General features: G+C 60.8%; 14 protein-coding genes and 1 pseudogene. 2 read left to right on the forward strand and 13 right to left on the reverse strand.

Going from position 1 to position 13,925, the window contains the following annotated elements; translation table 11 throughout:
• Positions 1–609: 609 nt before the first annotated feature.
• Complete coding sequence (gene nhaA, locus BLL36_RS03550; protein ID WP_076950072.1) at positions 610–1,797, reverse strand: Na+/H+ antiporter NhaA; 1,188 nt, start codon at positions 1,795–1,797, stop codon at positions 610–612.
• A 216-nt stretch (positions 1,798–2,013) separates the two neighbouring features.
• Between nhaA and BLL36_RS03555 the strand changes: the two genes are divergently transcribed.
• The gene (locus tag BLL36_RS03555) at positions 2,014–3,108 is read left to right on the forward strand and encodes a PLP-dependent cysteine synthase family protein (protein ID WP_076950073.1); all 1,095 of its coding nucleotides are present in this window, start codon (positions 2,014–2,016) and stop codon (positions 3,106–3,108) included.
• Between the two features lie 151 nt (positions 3,109–3,259).
• Here the strand turns inward: BLL36_RS03555 and BLL36_RS03560 are convergent, their stop codons facing one another.
• From BLL36_RS03560 to BLL36_RS31230, 4 genes and pseudogenes are all read right to left on the reverse strand, one after another.
• A complete protein-coding gene (locus tag BLL36_RS03560) occupies positions 3,260–4,873 on the reverse strand; it encodes an NAD(P)/FAD-dependent oxidoreductase (protein WP_076950074.1) in 1,614 nt (537 codons plus the stop codon).
• Positions 4,874–4,979: 106 nt separating this feature from the next.
• On the reverse strand, positions 4,980–5,651 hold the full coding sequence (locus tag BLL36_RS03565; RefSeq protein ID WP_076950075.1) for a COG3650 family protein: 672 nt from the start codon (positions 5,649–5,651) through the stop codon (positions 4,980–4,982).
• Positions 5,652–5,747: 96 nt separating this feature from the next.
• Complete coding sequence (locus tag BLL36_RS03570; RefSeq protein ID WP_076950076.1) at positions 5,748–6,347, reverse strand: short chain dehydrogenase; 600 nt, start codon at positions 6,345–6,347, stop codon at positions 5,748–5,750.
• 26 nt (positions 6,348–6,373) lie between these two features.
• A pseudogene (locus BLL36_RS31230) lies at positions 6,374–6,463 on the reverse strand (outer membrane lipoprotein carrier protein LolA); the annotation flags it as partial.
• A gap of 101 nt (positions 6,464–6,564) precedes the next feature.
• Here BLL36_RS31230 and BLL36_RS03575 point away from each other — a divergent pair.
• Positions 6,565–7,473, forward strand: a complete 909-nt coding sequence (locus BLL36_RS03575; RefSeq protein WP_076950077.1) for a LysR family transcriptional regulator — start codon at positions 6,565–6,567, stop codon at positions 7,471–7,473.
• On the opposite strand, the gene BLL36_RS03580 is transcribed toward BLL36_RS03575, so the two are convergent.
• The 8 genes from BLL36_RS03580 to livH form a co-directional block, all read right to left on the reverse strand.
• Positions 7,470–7,955, reverse strand: a complete 486-nt coding sequence (locus BLL36_RS03580; RefSeq protein ID WP_076950078.1) for a DoxX family protein — start codon at positions 7,953–7,955, stop codon at positions 7,470–7,472. The genes BLL36_RS03575 and BLL36_RS03580 overlap by 4 nt on opposite strands.
• A complete protein-coding gene (locus tag BLL36_RS03585) occupies positions 7,952–8,728 on the reverse strand; it encodes an HvfC/BufC N-terminal domain-containing protein (RefSeq protein WP_076950079.1) in 777 nt (258 codons plus the stop codon). The genes BLL36_RS03580 and BLL36_RS03585 overlap by 4 nt, the downstream gene beginning before the upstream one ends.
• On the reverse strand, positions 8,725–9,600 hold the full coding sequence (bufB, locus tag BLL36_RS03590; RefSeq protein ID WP_076950080.1) for an MNIO family bufferin maturase: 876 nt from the start codon (positions 9,598–9,600) through the stop codon (positions 8,725–8,727). Before bufB ends, BLL36_RS03585 begins: the two co-directional genes overlap by 4 nt.
• A 25-nt stretch (positions 9,601–9,625) precedes the next feature.
• Positions 9,626–9,922 carry a BufA1 family periplasmic bufferin-type metallophore gene (locus BLL36_RS03595; protein WP_076950081.1) on the reverse strand — a complete coding sequence of 99 codons (297 nt, stop codon included), beginning with the start codon at positions 9,920–9,922 and terminating at the stop codon, positions 9,626–9,628.
• Between the two features lie 245 nt (positions 9,923–10,167).
• Complete coding sequence (locus tag BLL36_RS03600) at positions 10,168–10,869, reverse strand: ABC transporter ATP-binding protein (protein WP_017844798.1); 702 nt, start codon at positions 10,867–10,869, stop codon at positions 10,168–10,170.
• Position 10,870: 1 nt separating this feature from the next.
• Entirely contained in the window at positions 10,871–11,638 is a 768-nt protein-coding gene (gene livG, locus BLL36_RS03605; protein ID WP_076950082.1) for a high-affinity branched-chain amino acid ABC transporter ATP-binding protein LivG, read from the reverse strand.
• Positions 11,635–12,888, reverse strand: a complete 1,254-nt coding sequence (locus BLL36_RS03610; protein WP_076950083.1) for a high-affinity branched-chain amino acid ABC transporter permease LivM — start codon at positions 12,886–12,888, stop codon at positions 11,635–11,637. Before BLL36_RS03610 ends, livG begins: the two co-directional genes overlap by 4 nt.
• Complete coding sequence (gene livH, locus BLL36_RS03615; RefSeq protein WP_076950084.1) at positions 12,885–13,808, reverse strand: high-affinity branched-chain amino acid ABC transporter permease LivH; 924 nt, start codon at positions 13,806–13,808, stop codon at positions 12,885–12,887. Before livH ends, BLL36_RS03610 begins: the two co-directional genes overlap by 4 nt.
• Positions 13,809–13,925: the final 117 nt, after the last annotated feature.

Below are 13,925 nucleotides of genomic sequence, written 5' to 3' on the forward strand. Positions count from 1 at the left end.
TTTATTGCAAACCCGATTTTCATCAAGGCTTGCATCCTCAAGGACGCAATGACATGGACGGATACTACTGTTGCTTGGCGTTCGCCACAAGATGCGGCGATGAGCGGTGAGTAACCGTTCTGAAACATTTTTTGTCGGCGCTGGTGGCAAAAACTGGAAATAACTTAAGCGGCAATTTTTGGCGTTCTTCCGCCGTTGGACATACCTCAACCCACACGCTCAGTTAGTATCGACCCCGTTCTGCGATCGTCATTCTGTATGTCTGCTGGGTATTTACGCAGGATTTGGACCGACCGCCACGGGCTAGTAATCCGTGCCGGATTCATGCGGAAGGCCCATTAACCCAGCCGCCTCATAGGACGCAATGACAGCATTCGAAGGCTCACATGTTCCGGTAAGTGGGCTGGAGGTAAGGCCCAACATTTGGAGGGCCGAGTATGTCCAAGTTTGCACGACGTACGTGGAACCTCGTAGTGAATGCCCTGCGTGTTTATCACGTGTGGACATTCCTGCGGGACAGCTTCGATGACCTGTAAGGTCTGAAGAAGTGAAGCCGCCTCGGTTAACCCCAAGGCGGCTTTTTGGTTTTTGGCTCGCCAGTTCAAACTGTCAAACGGAAGGTATGACCTTCTTGCGACTCGCCATCGCCGTCACCGCATACCCGATACACGCCGCCAGTATCGACCCGGTCAGAATTCCCATCCGGTCTTCTCCGGCAAACTCGCTGGCACCCGGCACAAACGCCAGGGACCCGACAAACAGGCTCATGGTAAAGCCGATGCCGCACAGGATCGCCACGCCAAACACCTGGCCCCAATTCGCGCCGCTGGGCAGGGCGGCGATGCCGGTCTTGATGGCCAGCCAGGTGAGGCCGAACACGCCGATGGTCTTGCCAATCAGCAGGCCGGCGGCGATGCCCATCGGTACGTGGTGGGTAAAGCTTTCAAGACTGACGCCGGTCAGGGACACGCCAGCGTTGGCGAAGGCGAACAGCGGCAGGATGCCGTAGGCCACCCAGGGGTGCAGGGCGTGTTCCAGGGTAAGCAGCGGCGACGGCTCGGCGTTTTTGGTGCGCATAGGGATGCAAAACGCCAATGTCACGCCGGCGAGCGTCGCGTGAACACCGCTTTTGAGTACGCACACCCACAGGATCAGCCCAATGATCAGGTAGGGCCCAAGCTTGATAATGCCCAGGCGATTCATCGCGATCAGTGCGATCAGACAGGCCCCCGCACCCGCCAGGGCAGCGCCGGACAGGTCGGCGGAATAGAACACGGCGATGACGATGATCGCGCCCAGGTCATCGATGATGGCCAGGGTCATCAGGAACAGCTTGAGCGATACCGGTACGCGCTTGCCCAGCAAGGCCAGCACACCGAGTGCGAAGGCAATGTCGGTGGCCATGGGGATCGCCCAGCCCGACAGCGCGGCAGGGTAGTCCTTGTTAATCGCCCAATAGATCAGCGCCGGCACCACCATGCCGCCGATGGCCGCTGCGCCAGGCAGCACCACTTGCGAAGGCTTGGACAGGTGGCCGTCGAGCAACTCGCGCTTGACCTCAAGGCCGATCAGCAGGAAGAACAAGGCCATCAGGCCGTCGTTGATCCACAGCAGTGCCGGCTTGGCGATTTTCAGTGCGCCAACCTGTGCCACCACCGGTACGTCGAGAAACGCGCCGTACAGGTGTGACAAGGGCGAATTGTTGATGATCAAGGCCAGTGCCGCAGCCGCGATCAACAACAGACCGCTGGCGGCTTCCAGCTGGAAGAAACGGGTGAAAGTGCTACGCAGAGGCAAGGGACGCTCTCCAATCCGGATTCAATAGGTGGGTACCCTAACCCGTACCGTTAGTTGTTAAAACAAAAGTTATATTCTTATTTGTTATAAGCGTCGACCCGCGATGACGCTTCGGTTAAGCCTGGCAATTGTGTGTCCTATTGAGTCGGGACTGTATCTGTCTGGCTTGTAGGAAACCCCCTAAAATCAGGGCTTACACTCTCAGAGAAACACGCCATGAGCGACCACCGTCCCTGGGCCCGCGAAGCCATTCGTATCATTGAAGCAGACTTCCAGCGCAGCGCCGACACGCACCTGATTCCGTTGCCGCTGCCGGGGTTGCCGGGTATCGAGTTGTACTTCAAGGATGAGTCCAGTCACCCGACCGGCAGCCTCAAGCATCGGCTGGCGCGATCATTGTTTCTGTACGCGCTGTGCAATGGCTGGCTCAAGCCGGGCGCGCCGGTGATCGAAGCGTCCAGCGGCTCGACGGCGATTTCCGAAGCCTACTTTGCCCGTCTGCTCGGCCTGCCCTTTATTGCGGTGATGCCGGCGACCACCTCCCAGGAGAAGATCGCGCAGATTGCCTTCTACGGCGGTAGAAGCCACCTGGTACAGGACCCGACGCAAATCTATGCTGAATCCGAACGCCTGGCGCGGGACAGCGGCGGCCACTTCATGGACCAGTTCACCTATGCCGAGCGCGCGACCGACTGGCGGGCCAACAACAATATCGCCGAATCAATCTTCCAGCAGATGCGCTTCGAGCAGTATCCGGAACCGAGCTGGTTGATCTCCAGCCCCGGCACCGGCGGCACCACCGCGACCCTTGGTCGTTATGTGCGTTATCGCCAGCATTACACGCGCGTGCTATGTGCCGATGCCGAGCGTTCGGTGTTCTTTGATTTCTACCAGAGCGGCGACGCGAGCCTGCGCCTGGACTGTGGTTCGCGCATCGAGGGTATTGGCCGACCACGGGTTGAAGCGTCGTTCTTGCCAGCGGTGATCGACGCAATGATCAAGGTGCCGGATGCGCTCTCGCTGGCGGCCATGCATTACCTGGCGGATCGGCTGGGACGGCGGGTCGGCGGCTCCAGCGGGACCAACCTGATTGGCGCGCTGGTAGCGGCGCAGCAGATGAAGGCCGCGGGAGAGTCGGGATCGATCGTGGCGATCCTGTGTGATGGGGGTGAGCGCTATGCCACCACCTATTACGACCAGGCCTGGCTGGTGGGGCAGGGGTATGAATTGGGTGGTTTGATCAAAGACGTTGCGGCGAGTGTGGAGCGCGGTGAGCCGCTGCCGAACAGCATCAAGCGCGCTAATATCTGACACCACACAAAACTAAATGTGGGAGCTGGCTTGCCTGCGATAGCGGAGTATCAGTCGCCGAATTTATCGACTGAACCACCGCAATCGCAGCGATGCGGCGATCCGACAAGCCAGCTCCCACATTTGATAGGTGTTGTCAGGGAAAAAACTATCAGGCCTCGATGCCCAACATATCCCGCGCCAACGCCTCGGCAATCCGGATCCCATCCACGCCCGCCGACAGAATCCCGCCGGCATAACCGGCGCCTTCACCGGCCGGGAACAGGCCTTTTACGTTCAAGCTCTGCATCGATTCGTTACGGGTAATCCGCAGCGGCGATGAGGTGCGCGTCTCGATACCGGTCAACACCGCGTCATGCAGCGAGTAGCCCTTGATCTGCTTCTCGAACGCCGGCAGTGCTTCGCGGATCGCCTCGATAGCGAACGCCGGCAAGGCCAGGGCCAAGTCACCCAGGGATACGCCGGGCTTGTAGGAGGGCTCCACACTGCCGATCGCCGTGGACGGCTTGCCTGCGATGAAATCACCGACCAACTGCGCCGGGGCGTCGTAGTTGCTGCCGCCGAGGAGGTAGGCGTGGGACTCCAGGCGTTCCTGCAACTCGATCCCCGCCAGCGGGCCACCCGGGTAATCCACTTCAGGGGTGATGCCGACCACGATGCCAGAGTTGGCATTGCGTTCGTTACGCGAGTACTGGCTCATGCCGTTGGTCACGACGCGGTTCGGCTCGGATGTCGCTGCTACCACCGTGCCGCCTGGGCACATGCAGAAACTGTAGACCGAGCGGCCGTTCTTGGCGTGGTGCACCAGCTTGTAGTCGGCGGCCCCCAGTTTCGGGTGCCCGGCGTATTTGCCCAGGCGTGCGGCGTCGATCAACGACTGCGGGTGTTCGATACGAAAACCTACCGAGAACGGCTTGGCTTCCATGTACACGCCACGGCCGTGGAGCATGCGGAAGGTGTCGCGGGCGCTGTGGCCCAGGGCCAGGATCACATGCCTGGAAAGGATCTGCTCGCCGCCATCGACGACCACGCCGTTCAACTGCCCGTCTTCGATCAGCACGTCGGTAACCCGCTGCTCGAAGCGCACTTCACCGCCCAGGGCGATGATCTGCTCACGCATGTTTTCCACCACGCCGGTCAGGCGGAAGGTGCCGATGTGCGGCTTGCTGACGTAGAGGATTTCTTCCGGCGCACCGGCCTTGACGAACTCGTGCAGGACTTTGCGGCCGTGGAACTTCGGGTCCTTGATCTGGCTGTAGAGCTTGCCGTCGGAAAACGTCCCGGCACCGCCTTCACCAAACTGCACATTGGACTCGGGGTTGAGTACGCTTTTGCGCCACAGGCCCCAGGTGTCCTTGGTGCGCTGGCGCACCTCTTTGCCGCGCTCGAGGATGATCGGCTTGAAGCCCATCTGTGCCAGCAACAGCCCGGCAAAGATGCCACATGGGCCAAAACCCACCACGATCGGGCGTTCGACCAGGCCTTCCGGCGCCTGCCCCACGACGTGGTAGCTGACATCCGGCGCCGGATTGACGTTGCGATCATCGGCAAACTTGAGCAGCAGGGCGGCTTCGCCCTTCACGTTCAAGTCGATGGTGTAGATGAAGCACAGCTCCGAGGATTTTTTGCGCGCGTCGTAGCTGCGTTTGAACAGGGTGAAATCGAGCAGGTCATCACTGGCGATGCCCAGGCGCTGCAGGATGGCAGGGCGCAGGTCTTCTTCGGGATGGTCGATGGGCAGCTTGAGTTCGGTGATTCGTAACATGACAGGATCCGGTAGGCGGCGGGCTGAGTGGCCGGCTGTTTTGCAAACCGGCGATTATAAGCCCCAATGGCCGGTTCCCGTCATGTTAAAACAGCGCAGTGCCCAGTCAGTCGTCGCGCGAGCCGCCAAACGCTGCGCAGCCCCGTTGCACCTGGCCGTTGACGCGCAGCTCGGCGGTCATGTGTTGCAGGCTGCCGCTGACACTGTCGATGCAACGTTGCGGGGCGACCCACAATTCGACGTGCTGGTTGTTGGCTTCGGTCATCAGGTTGAAACGGCCGTCACCGATCTGTTCTTCCACATACGGTACCGCCAAGGGTGGCTGGCCTTCGCGCAGCAGCACCATGCCTTTGGCCGTGACGTTCATCGCCCAGGCGGGCTTGTGGCCGTTGGCGCGCAGGATCATGCGCTTGAAATCCGGGTCATCGCAGGCCGAGGTCGAGCGCTCGACGCGGTAGAGCTGCTGCAGGTCGACGCTGCCCTGGGTGCCGCTGGCGACCCCCGAGAATTTGCCACGCAGGTCGGCGAACAACGCACCCTGCTGGCCGGCCAGGGACGCCGCTTCCTGCAGGATGCTGGTGCCGCCCGTGTCGTTGACCACGTAGTTGCGTTTGTCATTGCACGGCTGGAACAGCAGTTTGCCGCCGACCGCCGTGAGTTCGCCCTGCATGCGGGTCAGCCCGGCCAGAGACGGCGTGGCCGGCTCCTTGTCGAACATCTGGCACGCGGCGAACAGGGGGAACAAGGCAAACAGAGCGAGGGTATGGGCGGCACGCATGATCGGGTCTCCAGACAAGTGCCGCCACGTTACGCAGGCCGGCGTCGCATCACAACCCCGCCCGGCAGCTTAAGGCGAATCTGACAGACGACGGGTTCAGCCAACGATAAAGGTCTGACCCGTTTGCAAGCCTTCGACACTTTTTGCATAGGCCAATGCCACGTCGGCGCCAGCCGCCGGTTTGAAGCCACGAAAGTACGGCGCGTAGCTGCCCATGGCTTCAAGCAGGACCGTCGGGCTCACCGAATTGACGCGCAAACCCCTTGGCAATTCAAGCGCCGCGGCCTTGACGAAGGCATCCAGTGCGCCGTTGACCAGGGCCGCCGAGGCGCCGGTGCGGATCGGGTCGCGGTTGAGAATGCCGCTGGTGAAGGTGAACGAGGCGCCATCGTTGGCGTACTCGCGACCGATCAACAGCAGGTTGACCTGGCCCATCAGCTTGTCACGCAGGCCCAATTCAAAATCGCTTTCGCTCATGTCGCCCAGCGCGACGAAGTTCACGCTGCCCGCCGCGCAGACCAGCGCGTCAAAGGTGCCGGTCTGTTCAAACAGTTTGCGGATTGATGCGCTGTCGCTGATATCCACTTGGAAGTCACCGCTGCTGCGGCCGATGCCGATCACTTCGTGACGCTGGGCCAGTTCGGCCTTGACCGCCGAGCCGACGGTGCCGCTGGCGCCAATCAACAGAATTTTCATGGTGCTGTTCCTCCGGGGGATTGGGAAACTGTAGGAGCGAGCTTGCTCGCGAAAAACTTGAGAGCGCCTCTGTGTATCAGGCTTACCGCGTAATCGTTGACGTTTTTCGCGAGCAAGCTCGCTCCTACAGGTAAGGTACAGGCATCAGTCTACGGTGGCTTTTTACGTGGATAAACGCGCTAATAGGCAACCTTTGGTTTTCATTTGGAAACAATCCATGAGCGAGATGGATGACCTGGCCGCCTTTGCCGTGCTGGTCGACGCCGGCAGTTTTACCGTGGCCGCCGAACAATTGGGCTGCAGCAAAGGGCAGTTGTCCAAGCGCATCAGTCAACTGGAGGCGCGGTTCAGCGTGGTTTTGCTGCACCGCACCACACGCAAACTCAGCCTGACGGCAGCCGGTGCGGCGTTGCTGCCCCAGGCCCAGGCTCTGGTGGTACAGGTGGAACGCGCCCGTCAGGCATTGGCCCGCCTCAAGGACGATCTGGCCGGGCCTGTGCGTATGACGGTTCCGGTGTCGTTGGGCGAAACCTTCTTCGACGGCTTGCTGTTGGAGTTCTCCAAGCACTACCCGCAGGTGCAGATCGAGCTGGAGCTCAACAACCGCTATCGCGATCTGGCGCGGGACGGTTTTGACTTGGGAGTACGCTCAGGCGCGATTGAAAACGAGCGCCTGGTGGCCAAGCCATTGCTGGCCTGGCATGAGGTGACCTGCGCGAGCCCGGCCTACCTCGAGCAATACGGCGAACCCGAGACCCCGGCTGACCTGGCCACCCACATCTGCTTGCTCAACAGCCACTACAGCGGCCGTGAGGAGTGGCTTTACCACCAGCAACACGAACTGCTGCGGGTACGGGTCAGCGGCACCTTCGCCTCCAATCATTACAACCTGTTGAAAAAAGCCGCGTTGGTCGGCGCCGGTATCGCACGCCTGCCGTCCTACCTGCTGCCGACTGAATTGGCTGACGGCCGCTTGCGCTGGCTCCTGCGCGATTACCAGACGCGGAGCATGCCGATGTACCTGGTGCACCCTTATCAGGGCGGCCTGCCGCGTCGCACCCAGGTGTTGGCCGATTACCTGGTGGACTGGTTCAAGCGCAGCGGCGAGGCCCTGGATCGGCTTTAAGCGTAGCGACGCGCGATCAAGTGATCGATGGACAGGCGCCCCGGACCCTTCGCCACCAGCAGCAACAGCAGCGCAAGCCAGGTGCCGTGGGTCGGGTAGGCGTCCGGGTAGACGAACAGCTGAATCACCAGCGTCATGCCGATCAGGGCCAAGGCCGAAAAGCGCGTGGCCAAGCCAACCAGGATAAGCACCGGGAAAAAGTGCTCGGCAAACGCCGCCATGTGCGCCGCCACCTCCGGCGACAGCAACGGCACAGGATACTCGCTGCGAAACAGCGGTAGTGTCGAGGCCGCCAGTTTCGGTTCGCCCAGTTGGAAGGTGCCGCTGATGATATCCACTGCGAAACCGTCGACTTTGGTTTGCCCGGATTTCCAGAACACCGCAGCAATCGAAAACCGTGCGAGAAAGGCAATCAGGCTGTAAGGGATTTGCTCGAAAAACGCGATGACCCGATTGATCAGGCCCGATGGATACGTGTTCATGGCGATACCTTTTGTTCTGGATACAGATGAGTGATGGCGTTGTGGCTGATCAGCAACGTCAGGCAGTGGTGCAGATCGAACTCGGCACTTGCTTCAAGTGCATGCTCCACGGCTTTTCCCAATGGACTGCCATGGGCCACGCTGTTGATAAACGTCGCTGAGCCACTGTCGATGGCAACCACCCGGACTTCCAGCCCCTGGCGCAATACCAGTGCAGCCTGGGCGTGCCAGGGGTTCACGGTGGCCAGGGCACCCTCGGATTGATGCGCGGCCCATACCGCCACCACCGCGAAGGCAGAATTCAAGGTGGCAAGGGATGGATGCAGCTGCAGGCGCAATTTTCCGACGTCTGTCTGGCCTTGCATGACTTGAAGAATCGCCTGCTGGTCCAGCGGCTGGGTATCCGCCGCGTGGTAGGCACGCACCCGCAGGCGTTCCAGGCGCGCGATATCGGCCAGGTAGGGCACGCTGGCGGCCGGCTCAAAGTCCTGGATAAACGCTGGGAACGCACTGCCGTACTCGCTGATCAGCGGGCTGGTGGGAGGGCAAGCCTGTACGAACAGGCCGGCCATCGCGCGGAAGAATTCCTCGCCCACCAGTTGCAACGTCACGGGGTAAGCGGTCGCCAACGCGTTGATCAACGAACTGTGCACATTGTTGCGATACACCGCGAAGCGACTGGCCGGGTCGGCACCGTTGCGGCTGACCAGGCCTTCGGGGCAGGCCTGGTCCGGCGCCAATAGGGCTGCGGCAAAGTCGTCATAGAGGCTCATGGGGCCACCTGCGACAGATGCCATTGGGCCTGTTGCGCCTCGGCCAACAATACGCTGAACGCCGGCACCTGGTTATCCCGTTCGATCAACGTTGGCACCGGGCCGACGCGCGCCAGTACCTTTTCGTACAGTTGCCACACCGCGTTATCGATCGGAGCACCATGATCATCGATCAACAGGCGATCACCGAGGCTGTCCGTGTCTTCGGCAAAACCGGCCAGATGAATCTCACCCACCACGTGCAATGGCAGCGCGTCGAGGTAGGAAAGTGCATCACGCTGATGATTGACGCAGGACACATAGACGTTATTCACGTCCAGCAGCAAACCACAGCCGGTGCGACGAATGATCGCGCTGATGAAGTCGGTCTCGTCCAGGGTTGAGCGCTCGAATTGCAGGTAGCTCGACGGGTTCTCCAGCAGCATTGGCCGCTTGAGGGCGCTTTGTACCTGGTCAACGTGTTCGCACACCCGTTGCAGGGTAGCGTTGTCGTAGGCCAGGGGCAGCAAGTCATTGAGACACACCGGGCCGTGGCTCGACCAGGCCAGGTGTTCGGAAAAAACGTGGGGTTGATAGCGCTCGATCAACCTGGCCAACCGTGCCAGGTGCGTACGGTCCGGCGGGCCTTCGCCGCCGATGGACAGGCCTACGCCGTGCAAGGACAGCGGGTACTGCTCGCGGATCAACCCCAGATAGTGATGAAACGGGCCGCCGGCCACCATGTAGTTTTCGGCGTGCACTTCAAAAAAACCGATGTCGGGTGAAGTGTCGAGCACTTCAGCGAAGTGCTCATGCTTGAGGCCCAGCCCGGCCCGGCGCGGGAGGCCGGGCGCCTGAGCCTGGGCGATGGCTTGCAGGGATGAAAGGGGCATCGTCTGTACTCAGGTTTCGCGAGGGTCAGGACTTGGCGGTGAAGGCCGCTTCCTGGCCGAAACCTGTCGGCGAGGTGGAGCTTGGTGTTTTGAGGCAGGTGCCGGCGGGGACGAGTTTCCAGGCATTGGCCTGGTCTTTGGTTTTCGAGGTGCCGGCGCAGGACGTGCCGGCGCCAGCGGCGCAGTCGTTCTTGCCCGCTTCGGCGACACCGAAGCATTTCTGCATGTCGTCGGCTGCGTGGGCGGTGGTGGTCAGGGCGGACAGGCTCAGGGCGGAACCGAGGGCCAGGACGAGGGCGGCGGCGGACAGTTTGGTGGTCATGGTGTGTCTCCAGTAGTGGCGGGCGTATTTGCCTGCTTGGACCACTAGAGACGGCGGGGTGAACTTTGTTACACGTCTGCCGAAAATAATTTCGGGTTTCGCCAATTATCAGTTCACACACAACAAATGTGGGAGCTGGCTTGCCTGCGATAGCATCACCTCGGTGTTACTGAAAAATCGAGGTGCCTGTATCGCAGGCAAGCCAGCTCCCACATGTTTAGGCCGGTTCCTACAGCAAATTTCTATTAACCGCCCAGGTACGCCTCACGCACCTTCGGATCCGTCAGCAACTGCTCGCCAGTGCCCTGCATCACCACCCGGCCGTTTTCCAGCACATAGGCGCGGTCGGCAATCTTCAGCGCCTGGTTGGCATTCTGCTCCACCAGGAACACCGTCACACCGTCCTTGCGCAGCTGTTCGATGATGTCGAAAATCTGCTGGATGATGATCGGGGCCAGGCCCAGGGAAGGTTCGTCCAGCAGCAGCAGCTTGGGCTTGCTCATCAATGCGCGGCCGATGGCGAGCATTTGCTGTTCGCCGCCCGACATGGTGCCGCCGCGTTGGCTGAAGCGTTCCTTGAGGCGGGGGAACAGGTGCAGCACCTTGTCCATCTGTTCCTGATAGTCGCCCTTGTCGGTAAAGAACCCGCCCATGGCCAGGTTCTCTTCCACGGTCAGGCGCGAAAACACGCGACGGCCTTCCGGCACTACCGCGATGCTCTTGCGCATGATGTGCGACGACTGTTGGCCCACCAGTTCTTCACCCATGTAGCGGATGCTGCCGCTGTGGGCCTGGGGCGAACCGCACAGGGTCATCAGCAAGGTCGACTTGCCGGCGCCGTTGGCGCCGATCAGCGTGACGATCTCACCCTGGCGAACCTCCACGTTGACGCTGTGCAGGGCCTGGATCTTGCCGTAGAAAGTGGAAACGTTTTCGAATTGCAGCATTTTACGCTTCCCCCAGATAGGCTTTGATCACTTCGGGATTGTCACGGATCTGCTCCGGGCTCCCGTTGGCCAGAGGCGTGCCCTGGTTGATCACGACGATGTGGTCGGAAATGCTCATGACCAGTTTCATGTCGTGTTCGATCAACAGCACGGTGGCGTTGTTTTCCTCGCGCAGCACGCTGATCAGCGCCTTGAGGTCTTCGGTTTCCCTGGGGTTCAGGCCGGCGGCAGGTTCGTCGAGCATGAGGATGCGCGGGCGGGTCATCATGCAACGGGCGATTTCCAGGCGGCGTTGCTGACCATAGGCCAGGGTGCCGGCCGGGCGGTTGGCAAACTCGGTGAGGTTGACCTTGTCCAGCCAGTACTCGGCATACTCCATGGCCTCGCGCTCGCTTTTGCGAAACGCCGGGGTCTTGAACAAGCCTGCGAAGAAGTTGGTGTTCAAGTGACGGTGCTGGGCGATCAACAGGTTCTCGACCGCCGTCATGTCCTTGAACAGTCGCACGTTCTGGAAGGTGCGCACCACGCCCTTGCGGGCGATTTCGTGACCGGCCAGGCCCTGGATCGGCTGTCCGTCCAGCAGGATGCTGCCGCCGCTTGGCTTGTAGAAGCCGGTGAGGCAGTTGAACACCGTGGTCTTGCCGGCGCCGTTGGGGCCGATCAACGCCACAACCTGTTTTTCTTTCACGGTCAGGGCCACGCCATTGACCGCCAGCAAGCCGCCGAAGCGCATGCTCAAGTTTTCGACTTTCAGGATCTCGCGGCTCATTTGCGCAGCTCCATGTGTGGACGTTGCATGGGCAGCAGGCCTTGAGGGCGCCAGATCATCATCAGCACCATGAGAGCGCCGAACATCAACATGCGGTATTCACTGAACTCGCGCATCATTTCCGGCAGCAGGATCATCACGATCGCCGCCAGGATCACGCCCAGTTGCGAGCCCATGCCACCCAGTACCACGATGGCGAGGATGATCGCCGACTCGATAAAGGTGAATGACTCCGGCGTCACCAGCCCTTGGCGCGCGGCGAAGAAGCTGCCGGCGAAACCGGCGAACGCAGCACCCAGGGTAAAGGCGGAAAGCTTGATGATGGTCGGGTTCAGGCCCAGCGCGCGGCAGGCGATCTCATCTTCGCGCAGCGCTTCCCACGCGCGGCCGATCGGCATGCGCAGCAGGCGGTTGATCACGAACAGTGCGGCCAGTGCCAGCAACAGCGCCACCAGGTACAGGAACACCACTTTGCTCACCGGGTTGTAGGCAATCCCGAAGTACTCGTGGAAGGTCTGCATGCCCTCTGCGGCGGTGCGGTCGAACGACAACCCGAAGAACGTCGGCTTGGGGATGCTGCTGATGCCGTTGGGGCCACCGGTGATATCGGTGAGGTTACGCAGGAACAGACGGATGATTTCACCGAAGCCCAGGGTCACGATCGCCAGGTAGTCGCCGCGCAGGCGCAGCACCGGGAAACCCAGCAGGAAGCCGAACGTGGCCGCCGCCATGCCCGCCAGTGGCAGGCAGATCCAGAAGCTCCAGCCCAGGTAATGCGAGAGCAGCGCGTAGGTGTAGGCACCCACGGCATAAAAACCCACATAACCCAGGTCGAGCAGGCCGGCCAGGCCGACCACGATGTTCAGGCCCAGGCCCAGCAACACGTAGATCAGGATCAGGGTGGCGATATCGACTGCGCCGCGCGAGCCGAAGAACGGCCAGATCAGCGCGGCCACGATCAAGCCGATGATGATGTAGCGCTGGGTGCGCGGCAGGGTCAGGAATTGGCTGACCTTGGGTGATACCAATGGGCGACGGTTGCCCTTGAACAAGGCCCCGACCTGCTGGGTGAACAGCACGCGCAGGAACAGCAGCACCGAACACAAGGCGATGATGGTCAGGGTCACGGGACCGGTGCCATGCACTTCCAGATTGATGCCGACAATGCTCAGCTTGAGGCCCAGTACCGGAAAGGCCACGGCCCACACCAGCAAGGCGCTGAAAAACGCCGATTTAAGATATCTGCTCATACTTTCTCAACCTCCGGACGGCCCAGGATGCCGGTCGGACGGAACAACAACACCAGAACCAACAGGCCGAACGCCACGACGTCCTTGTACTGGTCGCCGAAGATATCGGCGCCAAAGGCCTCGGCCACACCCAGCACCAGGCCGCCGAGCATCGCGCCCGGAATGCTGCCGATGCCGCCCAATACCGCCGCGGTAAAGGCTTTGAGGCCCACCAGGAAACCGGCGTTGGGGTTGATCACGCCGTACTGCATGCTCAGCAGTACCGCCGCGACGGCCGCCAGAGCGGCACCGATCACGAAGGTCAGGGCAATGATGTTGTTGGTGTTGATGCCCAGCAGGTTGGCCATCTTGATGTCTTCGGCGCAAGCCCGGCAGGCGCGCCCCAGACGGGAGCGGGAGATGAACAGGGTCAGGCCCAGCATGGCCACCAGGGTGACGACGAAGACCAGGATCTGCATATAGGAAACCAGCACTTCCTGCGCGCCACCCGGGCCGAAGGAGAAACTCCCCGGGATCAGGTTGGGGATGGATTTATCCTTGGAGTCCTGGGACAGCAATACGGTGTTCTGCAGGAAAATCGACATGCCAATGGCGGAAATCAGCGGGATCAGGCGGTTGCTGCCACGCAAGGGACGGTAGGCAACGCGCTCGATACTGTAACCATAGGCACTGGTCACGATGATTGACGCAAGGAACGCGGCGGTCATCAACAGCGGCAGGGAGTGGATCCCCATCATGGCCAACCCGGCAAGGGCGATAAAGGCCACGTAGGAACCAATCATGTACACCTCGCCATGGGCGAAGTTGATCATTCCAATGATGCCGTAAACCATTGTGTAGCCAATGGCTATCAAGGCATAGGTGCTGCCAATGGTCAGGCCATTAACCAGCTGTTGGAAAAAATGATAGAGCTCAGGCATTACAGCGCTCCTAAAAACCCGATACGCATTTCACTGGTGGAGTCATTTCCGGCCTGTGCCCTGTTCTATGACCAGGTTGCACAAAGCGTTTGCCAGCGAACCGCTGGTGACGGTTTT

The organism is Pseudomonas cedrina subsp. cedrina (assembly GCF_001983175.1).
GTDB classification, from domain to species: Bacteria; Pseudomonadota; Gammaproteobacteria; order Pseudomonadales; family Pseudomonadaceae; genus Aquipseudomonas; species Aquipseudomonas cedrina.